We start from the raw sequence: 22,099 nt of genomic DNA, 5'->3' as shown, positions 1-22,099 counted from the left end.
GCCGGTGGGCCGAAAATAGAAAGCAGCTCAGGTTCGCCGCACGCAGTTTCACCAGGGACGCGTCCAAGCACTGATTCGAGCACAAGCGGCGTAACGAATGCCGGAAGGGAGAGCCTTCTGACCCTAGTTTCGCCATGTGTGTGGGGGTCGGCTATGTTCAGTTGGATCACCGATCACATTGAAGCAGCGTTGACCTTTTTCGGGGCGATTTTGCTCAACGCGGTTGTCCTCGCCATGGGCTACGGGCGGCTCAGCCGGAGGATTGAGGACCTGGAGAGAGGCCAGGAACAATGCCCGGACCTTTTTGTCCGCAAGGACGTTCTCCAGCCGCAACTCGAACAGATCAAACGCGACCTGGACGAGGTGAAGCAGGACATCAAAGCACTTTTGAGGGGTGGAGTATGACGAAAGAGAGAGAAATCGAACTGCTCAAACACATCCTGGCGACGTATCGTCAGCTTCTGGTTGAGGCGGCCGAGCTGTACAAACATCGCGAAGAGGTGATGGCCGGGATTCTGATGCGGGAAACCCTGGGCGGAAAGTCCCCGCTATTGAAAGACGTGTTTGGGACGCCGAACGACCCAGCGGATGATTTGGGTGACGGTGGCCATGGGCATGGCCTGTTTCAAATTGACGACCGCTCGTTCCCTGAATTCTGTGCTGGCGAGAAATGGAAAGTTCCCCGTCTGAATGCCTTATGCGCCGGGGAGGTGCTGGCAAAGAAACGCCAGGTGTTACGAATCCTCGCACCGAAAAAGGGCCTGGAAATACATGATCTGGAGCGGGCGGCCATCGCGGCTTACAACTGCGGCGAGGGCAATGTTCTGAAGGCTCTGGCTCAAATGAAAGCGGATCCGCTGGCATGCGGCCCGGACTTCATCGACCACTACACGGCCGGCAGGGATTACAGCCGCGAAGTTCTCAGATACGCCGTTATGTACCGGGAGCTCCTCAATGTCTAACACCGTCAAGAACTGGGCCATCGCCAGCCTGATGATTACACTGGCGATCTGCGTTGTCCTCCTTGCAAGGGACGCTCACTATGCACTGCTCAGCCTGGACGGCGCGCTGGCAAAGATCGACGGCACGGCGGCCGAGCTGCAACGGACGTCCAAGCTGGTCACTGATTACGTCCAAAAACAAAAGGCTGTCCTTGAGAGCCCACGGAATCAAAAGGCGCTGGAAGCCGGCTGGCAAATGGCGGCTGTTTTGAACGGGACAGCCAGGGATATTAATCGCCTGGTGGTGCCGAGGGCCATGAACACGATGGACGGCCTCAACGCCGCCATCGGCAGCTTCGACCAGAGCGCCCAGGCACTGACGGCTTTGGTTCGAAATACTGACCGCAGCATCAACGAAAGCGTATTGCCAAACCTGGCAGAGACTGCTCGAACGCTGGGGGTCTCTATGGAGGCCGTGACGGCTTCAGTTCGGACCATGGCAACTAAGGGCGCACTGTCTATTGATGAAATCAACGCCCTCCTAGCCGACCCTCACTGGCTGCAGATTCTGACAAACGTAGCGGCTACAAGCGCGCACGCTGACACCGTGGCGGGCCACTTCGAGGAGGCCTCCCGCTTGATGCCGGCTATTGCCGCGAGTCTCGATAAGATAGCTGCGACCTCCTCGAAATACCAGAAGCTATTGCTGCTTGCCCAGCTTCTGGCAACGATCGCGCGCGCCTTCTAAACGAAAACCAATCCCATTTATTGCCCTGAAATCCGGCCTTTGTAGGACGTTTAACCGGGTTTTTCTATTTTGAAATGAGGTCGAAATGCAGGATTTCACCTGGCGCGGGCTCCTCCGCTCGAATTTCGACAAGGTAATGCTCGCAGCGCTCTTCGTCGCTGCCGGCGCGACCATCGTGATTCTCGCCCATTGGAACGTTTCCCAGGAGATCGTCATTCGCATCGAGGACGCCTTCTCAGGAATTCTCGGGGCGCTGATCGCCCTGGTAACCAATAACCACAACGACGGCGCCCACGGGCCCGTCATCAAAACCAAGACCGAAGGAGGTCATGAATGAAAAGAAGTATCTTCGTGCTGATCATTGCGTGCATTCTGTGCGCCCTGCCCTTGATGGCCCAAGGCCAGAATCAACCGACGGCGGCGCAAACGAACACCGGGGGCGTCTGGGACGTGATCAGCGACCCGAGCAACATCGCACCGGCGGCTTTCCTGCTTTCCAATGTGGCTGATGCCAAAACCGACTGGCGATTCTCGCTCGTTGGTCGGGAGTACGCGATCACCCCAGCACAGAGGCTCGGGATTGCCGGCGGCAGCATTTTCGTTGCCTATACCATCCGGCATTACTTCCCTCGAACCGTGAAGCCCATCAACATCGCATTGGCCGTGGCAACGGCTTATTTCGCCGGTCGCGCCTACGCGAACACGTTCAACCATGGCTCACCTGCTGCAGTCGTAGCTCCGGTTTCAAATGGGACGCCGGCCCTGGCATTTTCAGTCCAGCTCAGGCGATAAAGCCAGCGGCGCAGTTGCACACGGCGAGGGCACCTCCCCGCTGCCCTCGCCAGGCTTTCGAACACTTCAAAGGGGGTGCTGCATCAAACGTCATACGTCAGCAGACTACGAGACATCCTTCGTCCTCGGTGATCTTCACTTCCCTTGGCAGAACGACCGGGCCATTGAGGTCGCCCTGGGCATTGCCGACGAGCTGGCTCCGGATCTGATCGTGATCAACGGCGACGCCACGGATTGCTGGGAAATCTCAAAGTTTGACAAGAGTCCGGCGCTCCACGAGAAAGGCAAACTCTCCTCGGAGTTAAAAGGCACGCGGGACTTCCTGGTGCGCCTGCGCAAGCGGTTTCAGAAGGCGCGCATCGTCTACATATTCGGGAATCACGAGCACAGATGGGCCGTCTTTATTGCCAGCAATGCCCGCGAGCTGCACGGATTGAAGGGCATGACGCTGCAGGAACAACTGGAGCTCATGGAGCACAGGATTGAGTGGATTTACTCCGGCAACAGAGAGACAAGCTGGCAGTGGGGCAAGCTACTGATGGGACATTTTGACGCCGTGTCAAAGCACAGCGGGTACACGGCGAAGAACCTCCTCGACAGTAAGGGAATTTCGCTGATTCAAAACCACACCCACCGCGGCGGATCGTCCTTCAAACGGCTGTGGGACCGGGATGTGGTGGCATACGAAAACTTCTGTCTCTGCGACCGAAACCCGGCTTACGTCGATCACCCGAATTGGCAGCTTGGGTTCTCGATTGTCTACAAAGACAAGAAGAGTGACTGCTTCTCGGTCGAGCAGCACCCGATTGTCGAGATCGTCAACGGCGACCGGATAACCTTGAAGGCATTTTTCAACGGCACATTCCACGTCAACTGAGGGCAGAAAGTGCGCGATTCGGCTTCATTCCGTTTGGCAATTCATCGCCAAGGGGTTATGTACGAGTAACCTACTCGCCCGTGTCCCCGATCACAATGGTTTAATGTCCTCCCAGAACGGCAATTACGGGCAGTTGAAGGCAGCTAGACGTTTCAGTTGGGATTTTAGGTCTCATCTTTCGGCGACACGAAAAAAAAGAAACCGGTGAATCAACCACGCCGTAAATTAGCAAGTGCACGCCTCTTGAGACCCGAAAAGAGGAGACCGACATGAGTTATATCCCTTCGGCAGTTGGGCCCTTTAGACGACCTCTCCGACGTATCGTGTCAATCACTTTGGTACTGGGTGTGTGTTTTGAGCTTTCAGCTCTGCTTGTTTTCGGTCAACAGATAACGGTTCGACCTGCTGTTCCAGAATCATCTCACATCAAACTGACTAATGGCTTTTTTGTAACCTGGGGGCATAATTCTCGGAAAATAGAGGTGTTCGATAGGAATGGATCCTCGGTTGCAAGAATTGATGTATTGGGGAGCTTTCCGGGATTTAATGCGGTAGGTATTTATGATGCTTCCGTGCAACCAGACCGTGCCATAGTTGTGGCGGCTGTCGTCCAAAACCGCCAACAGGAGAAGGCTCTCCAGGTGAAATCGACTCTCCTATATTACGATTGGCATGGCAAACTGACGCAAGCCGTGAGTGTGAATCCATCGATTGAACGCCTGGAGGTGGATGAGGACGGTAATGTATGGGCGTTGCTTAACGGCGATGGAGATGCTGGTCCGGCGAAGAGTCCCGTCATTGCTGTATTTAAGGGCGACCGGATTGTCAACTCATTCCTGAACTGGACCTATTTCCCTCATCATGCTGATGGGATTGAGGAGGGACCCAAAGCTGAAGGTGCTCCGGGATTCGGCATAACCCAAGACGGCGTGTGGTTTTGGCTGCCCGGTTATGATGTCTTCTCATTGGATCGTGACGGAGGAAACCTCACCCGAATTCCGATGAACCTGCCCAAGCCGAAGGGAGCCCAGCCTGGCTTCGTTCATTACAACGGGACTCTAGCCACTGCATTCGACTGGGTTCGGATTCCTGGTGATCGCTTTGTATTTTGGGTTACTTCGAGAGCCGTGAACGTCGAAGGGGGATTATACATTCTCAGCAAAAAAGGCATGGTGAGGTATCGCATCGCTGATGACGTGCCGGTTGGACTTGACAACTCGAACCTCGTATTGGCGCGGTATGAGCCGAGCCGAAATGAATTTCAGATCTTTTGGAAGCATCTCGAATGATAGCTTGGATGTTTCCGTCATAATGGTTCGTCATGCCTCCAACTCTTCTACTGGGCTGCGACTATAGCTCACTCCGGTAAGGACGGACTGGGATTATGGCCGCAATACGGCGATCTCGTATAATGACCTAGCGCGGTCGGCAATGTATGATATGGCCACTCAGCCGTGAATCGATTCCCCGATCGGCGGCTCAGCCGCCGCTTTCCTGGCTCGGGCCGCTAGGCGATCTGCCTCACAGGTTTGATATACAAAAACTCCGAGCGCGGTCAACATGGCGATCTTTTGAGCTGTCACTGCCATTGTCAGTCCAATGTCTGTGGTGATGGATGGTCCCCACAACCGCACTGACAGCAACCCAGCAGAGACAAAGGTAAGCGCCAGCCACGCGGCTGGCACCCCCCATCGAAAACGATCATCGCGCACGGTTACAACTGCGAAAAGAAGTGAAGCTACCGGCCATGGCGCCAGTGTGAGCAGCGAAAACCGGACGTGACGAGTTAGGGCGAGATTTCCAGGAGACATCGCGACGCCCATCATGCCGACACACGATATTGCGGTGAGCACGGCAGCCGCGATCGCGATCCGGCGTCGACTTCGGGACAACGAATACAGCCTGACGAATGCCAAAATACATGCAAGAACCGTTGGGACCATTAGCGCGCAGACTGTCAGGGCAAGGATTGAGCTTACACGGTTCGACTGGCCGGAAAAGGCAACCGTGTTTCCGAGATCGCTCAGGAAGTTCTGGAAGAAGCGGTAGCCGATCGTTGACGGATCGCGCCGGGTGCCACCTGGATACAGCAGCATCGCTAGGCCACCGAGCACCATGGATGCAAAGATCGTCCACCGCCCAAGAGAGAAAACGGTTGGTGTCCGCATGTCATTTCTCCATTATTTGCGCCGGCCACCGTGTTCCCTTGCTTACGGAAACATACCGGTGTCAAGTTCGTTCTAGCGCTCTTTCGCATTGAGCACAATCAGTTTCCATTCTGGGCAGATTACGGCGTTTTCGTGGATAACCCCCTCCGGCTGGCCCGCGTGGCGGACAAAAGTATTCACCAACATCATAAAAACGGCTCCGCTGACTGAATAATCCCTATTACAAGATCGGTAAATCATTACAACGCTTCTGGTTGGCGTCATGCGGAAATCTCTGGGGACTTCCGGAAAGCGCAGAAGTCTCACGGCAGGTCAGAGCATCTTATCGTCGGGCCTCCGTCAACGTGATGCCGCGATCGAAATCGTCAACGGCAACCGAACCACATTGAAGGCGTTCTTCAATGGGACTTTCTATGTCAATTGAAGGTGGAAAGTGTGCTGGAAAACAGTGTTGATTCTTTTGATGTGCCTGGCCCCAAGGCAGCTCGTGGCAGCGGATGTGACCCTGGCGTGGGATCCAAATAGCGAAACCGATTTGGCCGGCTACAAGGTTTATTACGGCACGTCGCCGGGGACATACGGCGCGCCGATCTCCATGGGAAAGCGGACCACCTTCACCGTGAACGGCCTTTCACCGGGCACCTACTATTTCGCGGTGACGGCCTACAACACATCCGGCCTGGAGAGCGGCTTTTCGAATGAGGTTTCTACGACTGTCACGGCGCCCTCGAGGTGCGATCTGAACCTTGATGGTGCAGTGGACATAATGGACCTGCAGGCACTCATCAATGCGATCCTGGGCGCGAAGCCGCTTCCCGTAGGGGTGAGCGGCGACATGAACGGAGATGGCGAAACCAACGTGCTCGACGTGCAGGTCTTGGTTTCTGTGATCCTCGGGATCACGGGGTGTAAATAACAACGGCAAAGGAGAGTGATTGATGGCAACAAGGGCGCAACTGAGTTGGCCGGCGAACGCGGCAGAAGAGCAAGTCACTGGGTACAATGTGTACATGGATGGGGCGCAGGTGGGAAACACGCAGGAACCCAAATTCGAGGTGGACATCACGCCCGAGGCTCATACATTTGCGGTTTCGGCCGTGAACGTGTGGGGCGAAGGCCCGCAATCGGATCCGGTGAAGACGCCGGCGCCGTGTTCGAAGGTGGGTGGCCTGTCCATCTCGATCGTGGTGAACGTTTCGGTAGCCCAATGAAGGCGGTGTTCCTCATGATGGTATTCCTGTATGTCGACAAGCCGGTGGCCAGCCTGCAGTTCGATCTGGACACGACAGGAACCGTCGCGTTGGTTGACACCGTCCAAAAACAGATCGCGCAGGCGCCAGTCAACGGCAAGGTTCGGGTCATCATCTACGGCTTGAACCAAGTCTCCTTCCAGGGCAAATTTGCGACGGTGGACTCCCGGGTGAGTGGCGTGTTTAATGTGGTGGGTGCAGGCCTGGATGGCTTGCCGGTGCCGGTAACAATCAGGACCCTGAGTCCTCCTGGGCAGATCAAGATTATGATCAGCCGTTAGTAGAGAAAGGGCCGCCAGCCCAAAGCTGGCGGCCCTCAAACTTACCTCACCGACTTAGATTTCAGCGGCGTGCCAGGATTCACTTCTCCGAATAGCCCGTTGCCGCCATGTAGCCGGATCAAGTTTCCTTCCGTTCTCACCACCGATTCTTGCGGGACCGCAACTCACGGCTGTTGTACGCAATCAGAAACAGCGAGCAGTCTTTGTAAAAACAACACTTATTATTGTTGCGTTGAGATTTCAAACGGGATTATAATTGCGTCATGATATGCCTTGATGCTGCTACGCTCATTGTTCAGATCATTTCGATTTGCAGGTCCCTTCGCGATTTGTGGCGATGGTTCATTTTAAAAAAAGCCCCAAAGTATTTTTCTTTGCTGTCAAGAGGATACAACACATATCATGTCGCGTGGTCTCGGTAAGCTGCAGCGTTCGATCCTTGAGAATCTCGGCGAGGGACCTGTACAGGCGAACGCCCTGCGCTGGCGCCTCTGGACTGCTGGTAACGACGGCAAGGACATGGCCAAGCCCTTTTATGCCAGCTTTAACCGAGCCTTGGACTTGCTTGATGAGAAGGTCATCAGGGATCGGCGCAAGCTGCAGACCCTTGGAGAGCTGACGACGTACTACCCGTTTAAGACACCGCTATTGCAAATCAAGCGGCTGCGGGAAGAGCTCTTGCCGCTTGTTGAGGAGTTTGTCAGCGAAGGGGCGGAACGATATTCGGTGGCGGAAAACGAGGAGTTTTTGTTCAAGCAGGTGAGCAAAGCAGAACGGCAGTCCTGCCAGGCAGCATGGCAGAAACTGGAGCCAAAAGTTTTCACGATCATGGCGACGGTGCCTTTTGAACGTAAGGCACCGATCGTGGAAGTGATGGCGCGGGCATGGCAACTGTTTGGCCTCAAAAGAGGGGTTTCGCATCGGCGCTCTTTTTGCTCGCTCATCGACCAGGCTTTCCCCGCATCGGATGATCCTCTCGAGGATGCGGTAGGACAAGAATTGGATGCTCTGTGCCGTCGTTGTTTTCCCGGCGTATCACTGCCTCTCGCCCATCTCAAAAGCCAGCTGTATAGTGCCTTTGTCTTTGGCCAGCGCTCCCGGCCGTATGCAAAGGAGGGATTTAAGGATTTTCTAAAGCAGCAGCATTTCAGCTTTGTCGAGAGTCTTCCTGGGTGCAAGCACTCCCCGCGACGGCCACTTGAGAGCAAGGCACGCCTGTATGTCACTCCACCGACGAGGGTGCCTGAAATCATTGACAAAATCATCAGCCGCGACGCGTTGGGTAGCTTTGATTTCCTACGGTTGGCATAAGCACGATTTTTCAAGGGACGATGAACATGACACCAGAGGAAGTAAGATTCTTCAACCTTGTACAGAATTATGCAGGGCCCAAATACCCGTATCGCTTGCTGGACATCACGTTTATTCCTCAGTCAGGCATGTACCACCTGCGTTTTCAGGGTGGCAGCAACGATGCTCGTGTGCTTACCGTCTTCAAAGAGCGGTTCGAAGACGCTGTTGCACAGAATGCGCTGAGCAGTGAGCTTGTGCGGGACATCGATGATGCACTAGGTTCGAATTGACGCAAAAGCGTAACCTATAATGTTCACATCGCCGTGCTCACTTGTCCGCCGCAGGAAAAAAATCCGTCCTCGTGGACATGCATGCGAGTTCGTGGTCAAAAAACGCGACCTTCATTTGTCCGCACTTTCTCCTGCCAATTGTGGGGAGGTGGGATAATCCACAAACTGCCGCTTGCCCTGCCGCTGGCGCTTGAGGTATTCGAAGGCGTTTCCGACCAGATCTCATTACCGGCGCTCTTTCAGGCAGGTTAAATCAACGGATAGCGTTACACGGCCATCCTGGCGCTGCAATCTCCCAGAGCATCATTTCTGGGGATTTATGCAGGAGGCGTTTGGCCGATTCAACCTGATTGTTGCTGCAGGACTCCTGTTTGTGGTTTACAAATCAATGAGATTACAATATAATTGTAAACCAGACGCAGGAGGAGGATGCCAATGATCGGTAAACGACTTAAGCTCGCTCGGGCCGCTGCCGGTCTCTCCCTACGACAGCTCGCGGTCAAAATTGAAAACCGTGTCTCGGCCCAGCAGATCGGCAAGTATGAAAGGGACGAGGATGTACCCAGCTCCGGGGTACTCGTGGCTCTGAGCCATGCCCTGGGTGTGTCCCTCGACTACCTAGTCGGTGACCAGGAGATGGTTCTGGAGAGCGTGGAGTTCCGCAAGAAACAAATTACGAGCAAGAAGGAACAGGCCCAAATCCAGGCTCAGGCACTCCATCTGATGGAACGCTACCTGGCGGTGGAGGAAATCCTAGGGCTACCGAGTGCCGAATGGGACAAGCCCAGGGGGGCGCCGTTCCCCGTGCGCCAGATCGCAGAGGCCGACAGCGCTGCACAGTATTTGCGCGAGCACTGGAATCTCGGAATAGATCCGATTCCCAATCTCGTGGAGCTTCTTGAAGAGCACGGCATCAAGGTTCTGATCGTTCAGTCAGAAGAGAATATTGATGGGCTGGCCGCGCGGGTCCGCCGTTCACGCGGCGAACCGGTCCCCATCATCCTGATTCGCCACGGTGTCCATGGCGAACGGCAGCGTTTCAACCTTGCCCATGAACTGGGACATATGCTCATGGAGGTACAAGCAGACGAAAAATTCCGCGAGAAGGCCGCCCATCGCTTCGCTGGCGCCTTATTGATGCCGGCCGAGGCGGTGTGGTCCAACGTAGGCAGACATCGGAGTTCGATCGGCTGGAGTGAACTGTTCGCTTTGAAACGGTTATTCGGTGCGAGCGTTCAGGCGATCACGTACCGCTGCGCCGATCTGGGGATATTTCCTCAACCATTGTCCCGAAAGTTGTTCCGTGATTTTTCTCGTCTGGGATATCGTACCGCCCCGAGGTACGAGCCGAACCAACTACCCGAGGAGGAACCGGGGCGTTTTGATCGCCTTTGCTATCGGGCGCTCGCCGAAGGCGCTATCTCTGAACCAAAGACGGCTGAGTTGCTGAATATTACGGTGCGTGAACTTAATCGCCGCATGGAGGAACCTGCAGCGGCTGGTCGCCAATGATTCTCGTCTCCGATACCTCCGTTCTGATCGACATGGAGCGAGGAGCGCTCCTGGAGGCCGTCTTTTCTCTCCCGCACGAGTTCGCGATCCCCGACGTTCTTTATGATCGAGAGATGCAAGGCGAATGGGGCGAACATTTGGTGCACCTCGGGATTCGAGTCGTCGAGGTATCGGCCGAGGGCGTTGGCAACGCCCTCCGCTATCGCCAGCAACGTTCGGCACTTTCCGTACCTGACTGTTTTGCCCTGGCACTGGCGAAGGAGCGAGAATGGCTGCTGTTAACCGGAGATGCCCACCTGCGAGAATTGGCCGCCAGCGAGAAGGTGCAATGCCATGGCGTGCTTTGGCTGCTGGATATCATGGAGAAGTGCGACATTCCCGGCATCCAACTCCTCCATGATGGACTGACGATCCTTGCCGCGCATCCACGATGCCGGTTACCTCGTCGAGAAATCGCCATCCGCCTGGAGCGCTATCGAATCGTTATCAAAAAGACTTAGTTGGCATGACAGGTCGGCTACTCAATTCGTGACTGAGATTCCGAACCGCAGTACCGCTCGGGCATCAGCGATAGTGCGTCCAGTCAGTCCTCAGAATTCTCCATGATCACTCGACCCGCAACGCGGTCATGGGATCGACGCGGCTGGCGCGCCGCGTTGGCAGCCAGCCGGCCACCAGAGCCACAAACAGCAGGAAACCAACCACCGAGATGATCGTGACTGGATCATGGGGTGAGATTTGGTAAAGCAATGACTGAAGGAATCGGGTGAGCCAGAAGGATGCGATGACTCCTGTGCCCGCGCCTATACATACGGGCGCCAGCATCGTGCGTGTCACCAGGCGGCGGATGTCGCGCGTCGTCGCCCCAAGGGCCATGCGAACGCCGATCTCAGCGGTGCGCTGGGCCACCGAATAGGAGAGTACGCCGTAGATGCCTACGGCTGCGGTTGCCAATGCCACTCCTGCGAAGATCATCATGAGGATCAGGTAAAAGCGCGGGGTGGCAGCGTTTCTTGCATCCATGGCCGCGTAGAGCTCCTCAAAAGTGGCCGCAGTCCTAATCGTGGCCTTTGGATCAAGTGCGGCAGCCATCGCACGCACCTGGGACATCACCGGTCCCGGGTTTCCTGCCGTGCGGATGACTAGGCAATTGCCGAGCGCGGATCCGCTCTGGGAGAGCGGCTTATAGATCTGGCCGGCCTTTGGATCGGTAAATGAGGACGTCTTCACCGGTGCGGCAACGCCGACGACGGTTACCCATGGCGCTCGCGAGCTGGTACGGTAGCGTCGGCCCACCGCGCTTTGCCCCGGCCAAAGATATTCGGCGGTACGTTGATCTATGATTGCCACCGGCGGAGATGAGGGGCCGTCCACAGGGCCAATGCTGCGGCCGGCGATCAGAGGGAGCCGGAGGGTGGAAAAGAAATCCGGCCTGACATAAAAGAGATCACCGCCCCGAGGTTCGGGTCCGGCGCCCCCAGATTCCTCAGGAAACAGCCTGCCGCTGCCGAATCCTGGCGTTGTGGCGGGGGTGCCGCCTGAGATAGTGGCAGCCAACACTCCCTGGATTTTTTTTACGAGCGCTGGGAGTTGATCGTAGAACGCCTGTAGATCAGCCCCCTTGAGATAATCCGAAGGCAGAGAAATCCTTACCAGGCACAGGTTGTTTGTGTCGAAGCCGTTTCCCGCGGACACAATGCGCACGAAGCTGTTGGCTAGGAGGCCTCCACCGCAAAGCAGAACCAGTGCAAGGCTCACCTGTAGGATCTGGAATGCAGCATGGAGCCTCCGGGTGGCGCGGGTAACACCCGCAACGCGATTCGTTCCTGTCAGTCCTGCGATAACGCCGCCGTGAGCGGCCCGTAAGGCAGGAGTAAGGCCGCTCAGGATACACACCAGCACCGTCACAGCGGCCGTGAATGCAAACACGCGCGCGCTCAACGCCACCTCGTACACCTGGAAAAAGCGGCGCAAGCCCGCGGGCAGAAGCGCGGGAATGAGGTGGGTCATCCACCAGGCCAGGAGAAGGGCCGCCAGCGCGCCGACTGCCGAAATGACCATGCTCTCGATCAGGAAATGGCACACGAGGCGGCCCCGGGTTGCACCAATGGCAGCGCGTATCGCAATTTCGTGCCGGAGCGTGGCGCCGCGGGACAGCATCAAGTTGGCGACATTGGCGCAGGCGATCAACAGCACGAAGCCGACGGAGCCCATCATGATGAGCAGTGCCGTCCGGGTCTCCTTGTTGTACCGCGCGCTCATGCGCTCGCCAAACGATCGGAATTCGGGCGTCATTCTTGCCCAAGACACTCGCCCGTCGTAGCCAATCCGATCCGAAACCAGCGCAGCTTCGCGCTCGGCCTGTTCAATGCCGAGTCCGGGACGAAGACGCCCGATGAAGGACAGGTCGCCGCCGGACTTCGGCGTCCAGGGCACCCACGCATTCGGCTTCGAGCCGAACTGGAATGCCTCAGGCATAATGCCGATCACCGTGCAGTGATGATTGTCGAGCACAATCGTCTTTCCCAAAACTGCAGGGTCGGCTCCGAACTCACGTGTCCAGTAACCGTAACTGAGCAGTGCGACCTGATCTCTGCCCGCCTGCCCTTCTTCCGGTAGGAAACCGCGTCCCAGCTTCGGCTTCGCCCCCAGGAGATCCAGCATGCCGGTCGAGATCCATACCACCGCAATCGGATCCGGCAGTCCCGAAGGCCCCACAGACACCCGGGGCATGGAATATGGCTCGACGGCAGCGAAGATTTGCTTCTGCGCGCGCCAGTCTTCCATTTCCTGCAGCGACTCGCCCCCGACGAAGGTCACCTGCTCTGCCGAACCGCGTGCCGCCACCCAGGCTATTGTGACCAGCCGGTTCGGATCCCCGTAGGGCAAGGGCCGGAACCATGCCGCATCCACGACGCTGAACACGGTAGTGTTGGCGCCGATGCCGAGAGCCAGCGTCAGGACTGCGGTCGTGGCAAAACCGCGGTTTCGGCACAAGGAGCGGAAGGCATGACGCATGTCCTGCCAAAGCATTTCGATGAACCCGATTGTGTTCATGCGAAAGATCTCCTCACGGATAAAAACCGGGTTTCCGAATTTTCGGCATGCAGCGCACCGAGCCTCGTGCGGATGCATACCCCTGGCGATGTTCTCGTCGGTTTCGATTTCAATGTACGATTGGATCTCTCTCGCGCGTTCGTCGTCCCAAAAACTACGTCGGAAAAAGCGACTCCAACCCATGGCTCTACTCCGTGGCCGGCCGGAGAATCCGATTGATGGCCTGCACCAACTGATCCCAGCGACTGGTTTGTTCCGCCAGTTGTTTATGGCCCGCAGGCGTTAGCCGGTAGTACCTAGCCTTGCGGTTGTTTTCTGACGTACCCCAGAAAGAGGCGATCCATCCCCGGTCCTCCAGGCGGTGCAGTGCTGGATAAAGTGATCCGTGCTCGACCTGAAGCACGTTCTCCGATCGATGCTCGATTGCATAGGCAATGGTGTGGCCGTGAGCCGGACCCATCACGAGCGTTTGCAGCACTAAGAGATCCAGAGTGCCTTGCAGCATTTCCCCCTGTATCGGGGGTGTTCCCTTCTTTGGCATGGTGAAAATAGCATACTCCAAAAGATTATCTACCTGAAGGAAAAAGGAAGAGAATTCGAATTGTTGGGGCTCGTCGATTGGCTATTTTCCAGGAATAGTGCCGTTCAGAAGAATGTCTTAATGAGCTCAGGAATGCTCTTCTCCGTGTCCTAACCCGACCTGTTGGCTGCAGGATGCGCGCGCGAATCGGCTAGTTGAGTTCCATAATGGGTAGTGCCTTGAATCCATGGGAGACGGGATAGCTATTCGGCGCGCGACAGACAATGGATGCCTCCGCTACATGCGCCTTGCCTATGGCATCACGCATGAAAACAAGGTTCACGGTGTCGGATTGAGCAGGCAGCTCGGTCCATTTTGCCTCGAAAAGTTCCAGGCGGCCGTTGGTTTCGATGACGAAGTCTACCTCGCGCGTGCGATCGCGCCAGAAGAACAGGCTGCCGAAACGCCCGGCGCGGCGTTCTCGATGCCGCAACTGCGCAAAAACAAACGTCTCCCATACCAGGCCGGCCCACGGTGACTGTGCCAGGGCTTTCGCCGAGCGGATGTTTAGCAGTGCGCAGAGGAGACCCGTGTCTGCTAGGTAGAGCTTCGGGCGCTTTACAAGCGACTTGGCGTGGCTTGAAAACCACGGTTCCAGCAGTACCACCTGTCCAGATGCCTCGAGCGCGGACAGCCACAGATTGGCAGTGGAGGGCGCAATTCCAACGTCACGCGCCAGATCGGCCTTGTTGAGCAGATTGGCGGAACGCAAGGCGCAAGCGCGCAAAAAGCGTTCGAAGTCGCGGAGACTGGTTACGTTCGAGAGCGATCGCACATCGCGCTCCAGGTACGTGGCCAAATAGGAATTGTAAAAGGCGACCGGGTCGATTTCCGAGTTGGCGTGCAATTCCGGGAAGCCGCCGCGTACGGCAAGGGCGGTTTCCTGCCCGATTCCCGGTTGTGCCCGCAGGATTTCAGCCAGAGACAGTGTCTCCATCTCGACCACGTCCGCGCGCCCGGCAAGTGATTCAGACACGCCTTTCATAAGCGTGAACTTTTGCGAACTCGCAAGAAGGAATTGTCCGTGACGGTTCCGGTTCTGCGCCACGGCTATTTTGAGGTGACGGAATAAAGCCGGGGCATACTGTACCTCGTCAATGATCCCGGGCGCGGGATGTCTGGCTAAGAACGCCTCCGGTTCCTTTTCGGCTTGCTCAGCCTCAGTCGGCAATTCGAGCGAGATAAAGCCGTAATCCGGGAAAAGCCGCCGAAGGGTCGAGGTCTTTCCGGTCTGGCGTGCGCCGGTGAGAACCAGGACCGGGCGTGTTCGTGCCGACCGGCGCAGATGCTCTTCCACGTACCTCAAGATCCACATAGAAGAAATTGTACGATTGCATCGAATAATTGGCCAAAGATTCTGGAATCATCTGCATTCCAGGCAGGATGGTCCACAAGCCTAACTGCCAAAATGCCAATTATATAGGGCTGTTGCTACGTGGCCTCGCGCAGCTTTTCAATAACCAGGTGTTGGGTTGTGAAGATTTCCGGTGGGCGATCGGCTCTATTTTGCGTTCTTGATATATGTAAGGCCAAGACTTTATTAACAAGAAAGGAATCGAAAGGATTTTTATATCATGGATCGCCTTCCTCCTGTTGATGGTTGCACGAAACACTGTCCTCATAAACTGGCACCGCACCTTTACGTCTGCTGCTGGTGCGGCGCCGTCATACGGCTTCGAGAGGAAAAACGGCCAGGCTTGCGCAGGACCCGCACAATCGAGCATTCCCCGAAAAACAGTGCTGCTTCAACTTAGTGCTGCTTTTTTCGTTTTCGGACTCTAGTTCCCGGGTAATAGGGACCGTGACCCGCGGGCTCATCATTCGCGGGTGGCATGGAATGTAGTCTGTGGAGGGCCTCAACATTGGACGCAATGGCGTAGCCAAGCCGGCCGTCCAGAATCGCTTCCAACTTGGTATGCAGGGTGTGGCGCTGGCTGTTCTTGCTGCAAACGCATTCTGTATCCCGATCGGTCTTCGTGTGCCCGGCTGAAGGAAAGAAACTGCGGTAGAGTTCTGCAGATTCCGGCTGGTCGGTCATCTCAAACACAACGAGAGGATCGCCCTTGATCAAGGGATCATTCTCGAAGGCGCGGGCAATGCGAAGGCAATCGCCAAATCCGGGTTTCTTGCCTCGTTTCCAGCCGCTGATCGCCGAGGACGAAAGGTTGAGTTTTTCTGCCAGGGCTACCTGGGCGCCCCACCCGCCAGCTTGAACTTGTTCGTCTAGAAATTCCGCTAATGTCTTCATATGTCACAATTTAACCTAAGATCGGATGGATGGGAAGAATTCTTTAAGTTTTGCGTGATTTTTTCGTGAATGTTCTTGACTTTAATATTTAAATATTTATTATGTGCGGCATCAACAATAAATGAATCGTACGTGCGCTCGCGTTGCGTGCGTAACTAGTTGGAGTTGTGTGCTTTATTGATTGACAATGCATTGTCTTTAGATATAGAATGTGCCCAGATCAGGAGGTATAAGTGCTCAACTTCAACCCGGAAAAACACGAGTACTCGCTGCCAACCGGAGAAGTGCTCGTCTCGGTCACCCAGGTGATCGATCGGTCCGGGCTGGTGGACACCTCTCACTTCACCGAGTTTCACCGGTTGCGAGGGCAGGCGGTTCACATGGCTTGCGAGTATGACGATCAGGGCTGCCTGGATGAATCGAGCATCGATTCGCGCATCCTGCCCTACGTGGACGCCTACAGGCGCTTCAAGGCTGAAATCGAATTTGCCTGGGAGGGAGTGGAAGACAGGCGCTGGCATCGGACCTTCCGGTACGCAGGGACGATCGACCGATGGGGCCTGATGCATTTGGGCGGGGACCTAGTCCCGGTGGTGCTCGATCTGAAAAGCGGCGTGCCGGAAGCATGCTGGGGCATACAGCTGGCAGCTTACGCGCATCTCCTGGACCAGCCCGAGTGCTATCGCAGGGCAGTTCTGCGGTTGAAGAGAGACGGCAAGTACGACCTTCGGGAGTTGCCGCACAGCGAGGCGGCGGAAGACTGGAGCACGTTCGTCAGCTTGATGAACGTGTTGCGTTGGAAGGCTAAACACGGGAGGGCAGCATGAGCAACATCGTTCAGTTCCCTGCGCCTGGCACAGAGGGCGTGCAGGAAACGGTCAAGAAGGAAGACGTGAAGGAGTTGGTGAAACGGGAGGCGACGGATTGGTCCGGACGCGCAACCGCCCTTGTGATCATCGATCACGAGAGCTACCAGAGAGCCGTCGAACTCGGGCAGGCGGGAGTAACGATTGAGGACCGGATCAAAAAGACCTTCGGCCCCCTGAAGTCCGATGCATATGCGTTGCACAAGAAACTGTGCGACATGGAAAAGAGCTTCCTTGAGCCAGTGCAGCGCGGTCTCGACTATCTGCGCAAGGCGGCCCGCACATGGAAGGACGAGCAGGATCGGATCGTGGCCGAGCGTCAGCGCCAGGCCGAGGAGGCTGCTAAAAAGGCATCCGAGGAAGCCAAGCTCCAGCTGGCCATCCAAGCAGAAAGAGCCGGAGCCTCCGTGGAGGAGGTCGAGGCGACCCTCAACATGGAACTGAACCTGCCGGCGCCCGTCCTTCCGGCCGTACCCAAAGTTGAGGGTGTTACGTCATCCGGCCGTTGGAAGGCGGAGGTGACTGACATCCGCGCTCTGTGCCGCGCGGTGGCGGACGGTAAAGTCATGGCAGAACTGGTCCAGCCGAATATGACGCTTCTGAACACGCTGGCCACGCGATCTAAATCAGCATTCAACATACCTGGAGTGAAGGCCATTAGGGAAACCAGTATCGGGTTTAAGAAGGCTCAGTAATCCCGCTTACAACCATTGATCAGCGAGGAGTACGATGGCAACCAATCTCTCAGCAAGACCCGCCAAAAACCGGATGTATGGGCTCACCCACGAGCTCGACGGCACGCCCATCATTCGCGAGCCACGTGTCATCAAAGTCGGCATCGGAGTCCCGAAAGGGCGGAGCGTTCTAGTCTGGATCGACGCCAAGGGCAACTGGTGCGTCCAGCACGAGAAGGACAAGATCGCACGCTTTGCTTCCAAGGAAGAAGCCAGGGCGTTCTACAAGACCGCCAGGGACAAGGCTCCCGAGCGCCGGTATCCACAAAAGCTTCCATATTTCATCTTTACCAAGGTCAGCCCTCAGGGGATGTTCGAGCCCGACTTTGACGCCATCGAAGCGCACGGTCCGACGCCCACGGAAATCGACATTGTCTTCTTCCGGGAAGAGCCGTTTGAATACGCCTACGAAATGTGGACGGCGGCCGAGCGCAAGTGCTTCGGGGACGGCATGAACGGAATGCGCGTTCTGTCGATGGCGCGGACGGAGGAAGAGAAACGGCTGGCCGAGGAGGCGAAGAGGGCAGGCGAGAGACACTTCCCTGTCATTAACCAGTGCCGCGTGATGGGCTGTCCGTATGCACAGACGAGCGGGGACGATGCGCCGCCGTGCAAACCGCATGGCCGTCTGCTATTCCAACTTCTTTCCAGGGTTAGCTTCGGAGGCAGCGCGTATTTCGATACGACAGGGTTCAGGTCGGTTTCCCAGCTTCATTCGAACCTCGAGATGTTCCGAGGATTGACAGACGGTCATATAGCCGGGATCCCGCTCAAAATGATCGTCAGACCTTACAGAACGTCGCACAATGGCAAGCCGGCGACACAGTACGGTGTCCACCTGGAGTTTCCGGATAAGGACGCCGCTACACTCCGCAAGAATTTGTTGGAGCATGTCCGGAACTTTCGTGGGGAGGTGCCCGTCAGACCAGCGCCAAAAGAACTGCCGCCGGCAATGGACGTCACTGATCCTCAGGCAGAAGACGTCGAGCCGCCGCCAGTGATTGCAGCCGCCATGGAGGCCGAATTTGGTGGTGGCGATCCCGTGACGGACGAAGACGATTTCGAATTGCATGATGTGCCACAGGAGGCTCCACTAATGATGCCCAGACGCAACGGCGATTCGCCGAGAACGGGCTCATCCGAACATGACGGCTCATACTGACCAGCTCCGCAAGCCCCGGACGGGCTTTGCCCAAGAGGAACGCACGTGGACGAAGAGTTGAAGCGGTACATAGCGGAAAATCCCGAGCGCTGGGACAAGTATTTTGCAGAAGCGCGGAATGCCGCCGTGCTCGCCATGAACGGCGGCGGTGGTGCAAACCTGTTCAGTGCGTCTTCGCTCGCCGAGTACATCTTTGAACTCACCTGCGAAATGATGGAGCAGCACCGGCGCAAGATCTCGACCCCGGCAGAGGTGATCCCTTTTCCGAGAAAGAGCGGCAAATGAAACCCTCAACCCTGTTTTGCCGGTCTACGGCGGATTTCAGTAAGGACAGGATCTACCGATACACGCTGATTCGGCAGTGGGGCGAGACCGGCCGGACCGTGAATTTTGTGATGTTGAATCCAAGCACCGCAGATGAATATGCAAACGATCCGACCGTTGAGCGATGCCAGAGGCGAGCGGCTGCCTGGGATTTTGATCGCCTGATCGTCACGAATCTATTTGCTCTGAGAGCAACCGATCCGCGCGCCCTCAAAACCGTAGGCGATCCTGTCGGTCCGCAGAATGATGCGTTTCTGGTCAGCTGCGCGTCTGATGCAGACCTGATCATCTGTGCCTGGGGCAATCATGGCACTCAAGCCGGCAGGTCAACTTTCGTGGGAGGGATGCTCCGGCGCCTCGGCAAGCCCCTGCACGTTTTGAGGCTGGCCAAAACCGGCCAACCCTGTCATCCGCTGTACCTGCCGTACAGCGCACAACCGCGTACATGGAGAGAACACCGAACCTAACACAAGGGAGACATATGGCTGCAAATGCATTGGATGTTGAACGATTGCTCAAACTACCGCTGGAAACAGTTCCGGCGCTCATGGCCCAGATGGCAGCCGCGCAGTCCACGCTGGCAGCCAGGCTTCTGAGCGCAGAGAATAAGGCGGAACTCAACGATGAGTTGCTCGATGCTGCCCAGGCCGCTGAGAAACTTGGAGTCTCCAAGGACTGGCTTTATACTCGAACGAGTACTCTGCCGTTTGTTGTGAGACTTGGCCGAAAAGTCCGGTTCTCTCTTCGTGGGATTGAAAAATATGTCAAAGAACTCCAAAGAGGATAACGGAAAGAGGAGCGTCAGGGTCGGACCGAGGGGTGATGGATTCATCTATCGGCAGCCGAAAAGCCCATACTGGTGGTGTTCCTATAATCTGCCAGGAAGGCGGGAGCGCATCCGGCAATCGACCGAGAAGAAAGATGAAAAGCAGGCAATCAAATTTCTTCGGGACAAACTGAAGGAGGTCCATGCGGACGAGATCGGCGCCCGGAAGTTTGTTGGGCCGTCGGCCGAGAAGCTGACGGTCAAGGATGCTCTGGACAGTCTCGAAGCCAACTACAAAATCCGAGAGAAGTTCTCGCCGCAAGTCAAATCGCGCTTCAAGGCAATAAAGACGAGCATCGGCCTCGTCAGGTTGAAAATGCTTTCAGAGGACGACATAGACAGGTGGATCGCGAAGCTGAAAGTGACCTGCAATCGCTTGTCGCGCATGCCGGAAGAGCAGAGCCAGGTGCATGAATGCGACGAGCAGTGCAGGAAGCTTTCGCCGTCCACGATCAACAAATACTCCCAGATCCTCGGTCAGGCCCTAAGGAGGATGGCTGACAAGATAGGTAACCCGCCACGGATAACGAAGCTCGAAGAAAACAACGTGCGGCAGGGTTTCTTTGAGTACGGAGAGTTCCTCGACGTGCTGCAGTTTTTGCCTGAGGACCTCAGAGACTACACGCACTTCGACTTCCTGTGTGGTTGGCGCAAAGGCGAAGTCAGCAACCTCCAGTGGACGATGATCGACTACGAAGGACGGACGCTCAGGCTGCCGGCCCATTTCTCGAAGAATCGGCGGCCGAAGAAGGTGCCGCTTCAAGGGGAACTCTGGGAGATCATCCAGCGCCGGAGGAAGGAGCGTAGTATTCAAATGCCTGATGGATCCGTGTTCCTCTGTCCATACGTTTTCTTCCGGCGGAAGGGCCGAGGACTTCCGTGGGCATGGCGAAAAATCGGAGAGTTCCGCAAAACCTGGAAGCGGGCCTGCAAACTCGCCGGCGTTCCGGACAAGATCTTCCATGATTTCAGGCGCACGGCAGCGAGGAACCTTGTGCGTGCCGGCGTCAGTGAGAAAGTGGCCATGATGATCACAGGCCATCTGTCGACATCGATGTTTCAGCGGTACAACATCACCTCTGACGACGACCTTATCGATGCCATCGAGAAGGAAGCAAAATACATTGCGGCGCTGGCAGAGAAGGATGCGACGAAGCGCGAGGAAAAGGCCAAATTCGGAGAACAGAAGGATGGCGGAACAGTATGACACGGGTATGACACGGCCAGTGTCAATTCGCGTGGGCGTCGCCGCGCTTCAGAGGATGAAAACTGTAGTTTTATTGGCTTTCTTTGGTTTGAGCGTTGGTTAAGAAACCTGGTTTCATACTTCATAACCCCAAGGTCGGTGGTTCGATTCCACCCGTCGCTACCAAACCTCCCACGCCAATAAATAGCAGATTCCACTAAGGTTAATCCACTTAGATTGTACAGCCTGAACGCCTCGAAATCACGCAAAAACTGCCCCCAAAATGCCGAGTGGGGCTTTTGTGGGGCTGTTCTCAAAAAATTTGTCATTTTGGTTGCTTTCGCCGCTTGTCCTGAACGGCGCTCCCGAAAGGATTCTGGCGTTCCTTTGGGAGTTGGGAAACGTAGGCGTCCGTCTTGCGGATCGCCTCTTCCAGATCCCGGTCATCGGTGATGTTATAGCGGTTGAAGACGGATTCCGTCTTATGCCCGGAGATCATCATCGCAACCATGCGGTCCACACCGGCCCGGATCATGTTCCGGACCGCCGTCCTGCGAAAGTCATGGAACAGAGCTTCAGGCTTCCCGGCAGCTTCACAGGCCGCCTTTCAGGCCTTCCGGAATTGCTTCACCGGGCCACCCGGCTTCGGTTCTCCGCGACCTTTCAGGCGGAAGAAGACCAGCGGTGAAAGAATTGTCTCACGATTCTCACCCTTGTAAGGCCGGACCTTCCACCGTCTCTGGACGAGCTCCCAAGGCTCTGCCCCCCGCCAAAAGTCCGGCCGTGTCAGCGGATCTGGTGCGTGTCGGGATCCCGAGGTTTCTGGCGACACGGCGGGGCACCCAGATCGACGAGTTCTTAAAAGCGGCGTCTGCGGGCGGCGCCTGCCAGGCAGGTTCTCTGTGGGAGTGGAAGGCGCAAAGGCGCAGAGGCGCAGAGGTGTTGGGTCAGGTGAGGATGTTGA

26 protein-coding genes and 1 pseudogene are annotated in these 22,099 nt (G+C 56.3%); 21 read left to right on the top strand and 6 right to left on the bottom strand.

What is annotated here, in order from left to right:
• Positions 1-153 precede the first annotated feature (153 nt).
• The 7 genes from LAP85_14935 (at position 154) to LAP85_14905 (ending at position 4,647) form a co-directional block, all read left to right on the top strand.
• Entirely contained in the window at positions 154-405 is a 252-nt protein-coding gene (locus LAP85_14935; GenBank protein MBZ5497695.1) for a hypothetical protein, read from the top strand.
• Positions 402-962 (top strand): hypothetical protein, encoded by a 561-nt coding sequence (locus tag LAP85_14930; protein ID MBZ5497694.1) that lies wholly within the window; start codon positions 402-404, stop codon positions 960-962. The genes LAP85_14935 and LAP85_14930 overlap by 4 nt, the downstream gene beginning before the upstream one ends.
• Positions 955-1,689 (top strand): hypothetical protein, encoded by a 735-nt coding sequence (locus tag LAP85_14925; protein MBZ5497693.1) that lies wholly within the window; start codon positions 955-957, stop codon positions 1,687-1,689. The genes LAP85_14930 and LAP85_14925 overlap by 8 nt, the downstream gene beginning before the upstream one ends.
• A gap of 85 nt (positions 1,690-1,774) precedes the next feature.
• Positions 1,775-2,026 carry a hypothetical protein gene (locus LAP85_14920; GenBank protein MBZ5497692.1) on the top strand — a complete coding sequence of 84 codons (252 nt, stop codon included), beginning with the start codon at positions 1,775-1,777 and terminating at the stop codon, positions 2,024-2,026.
• Positions 2,023-2,481: a hypothetical protein gene (locus tag LAP85_14915; GenBank protein ID MBZ5497691.1), complete on the top strand. Its 459-nt coding sequence runs from the start codon at positions 2,023-2,025 to the stop codon at positions 2,479-2,481. The genes LAP85_14920 and LAP85_14915 overlap by 4 nt, the downstream gene beginning before the upstream one ends.
• Positions 2,438-3,358 (top strand): metallophosphoesterase, encoded by a 921-nt coding sequence (locus LAP85_14910; GenBank protein ID MBZ5497690.1) that lies wholly within the window; start codon positions 2,438-2,440, stop codon positions 3,356-3,358. The genes LAP85_14915 and LAP85_14910 overlap by 44 nt, the downstream gene beginning before the upstream one ends.
• A gap of 269 nt (positions 3,359-3,627) precedes the next feature.
• The gene (locus LAP85_14905; protein MBZ5497689.1) at positions 3,628-4,647 is read left to right on the top strand and encodes a hypothetical protein; all 1,020 of its coding nucleotides are present in this window, start codon (positions 3,628-3,630) and stop codon (positions 4,645-4,647) included.
• A 159-nt stretch (positions 4,648-4,806) separates the two neighbouring features.
• Here LAP85_14905 and LAP85_14900 read toward each other — a convergent pair whose 3' ends face one another.
• Positions 4,807-5,526, bottom strand: a complete 720-nt coding sequence (locus tag LAP85_14900; protein MBZ5497688.1) for a hypothetical protein — start codon at positions 5,524-5,526, stop codon at positions 4,807-4,809.
• Positions 5,527-5,977: 451 nt separating this feature from the next.
• Here LAP85_14900 and LAP85_14895 point away from each other — a divergent pair, with 451 nt between their 5' ends.
• The 7 genes from LAP85_14895 to LAP85_14865 all read left to right on the top strand — a co-directional run bounded on the left by LAP85_14895 (position 5,978) and on the right by LAP85_14865 (position 10,652).
• Positions 5,978-6,442 carry a fibronectin type III domain-containing protein gene (locus LAP85_14895; protein MBZ5497687.1) on the top strand — a complete coding sequence of 155 codons (465 nt, stop codon included), beginning with the start codon at positions 5,978-5,980 and terminating at the stop codon, positions 6,440-6,442.
• Between the two features lie 22 nt (positions 6,443-6,464).
• The gene (locus LAP85_14890; GenBank protein ID MBZ5497686.1) at positions 6,465-6,737 is read left to right on the top strand and encodes a hypothetical protein; all 273 of its coding nucleotides are present in this window, start codon (positions 6,465-6,467) and stop codon (positions 6,735-6,737) included.
• Positions 6,734-7,057: a hypothetical protein gene (locus LAP85_14885; protein ID MBZ5497685.1), complete on the top strand. Its 324-nt coding sequence runs from the start codon at positions 6,734-6,736 to the stop codon at positions 7,055-7,057. The genes LAP85_14890 and LAP85_14885 overlap by 4 nt, the downstream gene beginning before the upstream one ends.
• Before the next feature lie 402 nt (positions 7,058-7,459).
• Complete coding sequence (locus tag LAP85_14880) at positions 7,460-8,368, top strand: hypothetical protein (protein ID MBZ5497684.1); 909 nt, start codon at positions 7,460-7,462, stop codon at positions 8,366-8,368.
• Positions 8,369-8,394: 26 nt separating this feature from the next.
• Positions 8,395-8,640 carry a hypothetical protein gene (locus tag LAP85_14875; protein MBZ5497683.1) on the top strand — a complete coding sequence of 82 codons (246 nt, stop codon included), beginning with the start codon at positions 8,395-8,397 and terminating at the stop codon, positions 8,638-8,640.
• A 435-nt stretch (positions 8,641-9,075) separates the two neighbouring features.
• A complete protein-coding gene (locus LAP85_14870; protein ID MBZ5497682.1) occupies positions 9,076-10,152 on the top strand; it encodes an XRE family transcriptional regulator in 1,077 nt (358 codons plus the stop codon).
• Positions 10,149-10,652, top strand: a complete 504-nt coding sequence (locus LAP85_14865) for a hypothetical protein (protein ID MBZ5497681.1) — start codon at positions 10,149-10,151, stop codon at positions 10,650-10,652. Before LAP85_14870 ends, LAP85_14865 begins: the two co-directional genes overlap by 4 nt.
• 106 nt (positions 10,653-10,758) lie before the next feature.
• Here LAP85_14865 and LAP85_14860 read toward each other — a convergent pair whose 3' ends face one another.
• The 4 genes from LAP85_14860 to LAP85_14845 form a co-directional block, all read right to left on the bottom strand.
• Positions 10,759-13,392, bottom strand: coding sequence for an ABC transporter permease (locus LAP85_14860; GenBank protein MBZ5497680.1), 2,634 nt, complete (start codon positions 13,390-13,392; stop codon positions 10,759-10,761).
• A 4-nt stretch (positions 13,393-13,396) separates the two neighbouring features.
• Positions 13,397-13,750 (bottom strand): PadR family transcriptional regulator, encoded by a 354-nt coding sequence (locus LAP85_14855; GenBank protein MBZ5497679.1) that lies wholly within the window; start codon positions 13,748-13,750, stop codon positions 13,397-13,399.
• Positions 13,751-13,940: 190 nt separating this feature from the next.
• Positions 13,941-15,104: an ATP-binding protein gene (locus LAP85_14850; protein ID MBZ5497678.1), complete on the bottom strand. Its 1,164-nt coding sequence runs from the start codon at positions 15,102-15,104 to the stop codon at positions 13,941-13,943.
• A gap of 435 nt (positions 15,105-15,539) precedes the next feature.
• A complete protein-coding gene (locus LAP85_14845; protein ID MBZ5497677.1) occupies positions 15,540-16,037 on the bottom strand; it encodes a helix-turn-helix domain-containing protein in 498 nt (165 codons plus the stop codon).
• 233 nt (positions 16,038-16,270) lie between these two features.
• Here LAP85_14845 and LAP85_14840 point away from each other — a divergent pair, with 233 nt between their 5' ends.
• From LAP85_14840 to LAP85_14810, 7 genes are read left to right on the top strand one after another with little or no spacing between them, the layout of a single operon-like run.
• Entirely contained in the window at positions 16,271-16,864 is a 594-nt protein-coding gene (locus LAP85_14840) for a hypothetical protein (protein ID MBZ5497676.1), read from the top strand.
• A complete protein-coding gene (locus LAP85_14835; GenBank protein ID MBZ5497675.1) occupies positions 16,861-17,598 on the top strand; it encodes a hypothetical protein in 738 nt (245 codons plus the stop codon). The genes LAP85_14840 and LAP85_14835 overlap by 4 nt, the downstream gene beginning before the upstream one ends.
• A 34-nt stretch (positions 17,599-17,632) precedes the next feature.
• Entirely contained in the window at positions 17,633-18,799 is a 1,167-nt protein-coding gene (locus tag LAP85_14830; GenBank protein ID MBZ5497674.1) for a hypothetical protein, read from the top strand.
• A 45-nt stretch (positions 18,800-18,844) separates the two neighbouring features.
• Positions 18,845-19,084, top strand: coding sequence for a hypothetical protein (locus LAP85_14825; GenBank protein MBZ5497673.1), 240 nt, complete (start codon positions 18,845-18,847; stop codon positions 19,082-19,084).
• Positions 19,081-19,590 (top strand): DUF1643 domain-containing protein, encoded by a 510-nt coding sequence (locus tag LAP85_14820; protein MBZ5497672.1) that lies wholly within the window; start codon positions 19,081-19,083, stop codon positions 19,588-19,590. Before LAP85_14825 ends, LAP85_14820 begins: the two co-directional genes overlap by 4 nt.
• 44 nt (positions 19,591-19,634) lie before the next feature.
• Positions 19,635-19,910, top strand: a complete 276-nt coding sequence (locus tag LAP85_14815; GenBank protein ID MBZ5497671.1) for a helix-turn-helix domain-containing protein — start codon at positions 19,635-19,637, stop codon at positions 19,908-19,910.
• Positions 19,885-21,156: a site-specific integrase gene (locus LAP85_14810; protein ID MBZ5497670.1), complete on the top strand. Its 1,272-nt coding sequence runs from the start codon at positions 19,885-19,887 to the stop codon at positions 21,154-21,156. The genes LAP85_14815 and LAP85_14810 overlap by 26 nt, the downstream gene beginning before the upstream one ends.
• A 304-nt stretch (positions 21,157-21,460) precedes the next feature.
• Here LAP85_14810 and LAP85_14805 read toward each other — a convergent pair.
• Positions 21,461-22,072: pseudogene (locus tag LAP85_14805) on the bottom strand (tyrosine-type recombinase/integrase).
• Positions 22,073-22,099 lie beyond the last annotated feature (27 nt).

This window comes from Terriglobia bacterium (genome assembly GCA_020072565.1).
GTDB lineage: Bacteria > Acidobacteriota > UBA6911 > UBA6911 > UBA6911 > JAFNAG01.
The sequence above is the reverse complement of the archived record's forward strand: the minus strand, read 5'-3'. Positions and strand labels throughout refer to the sequence as shown.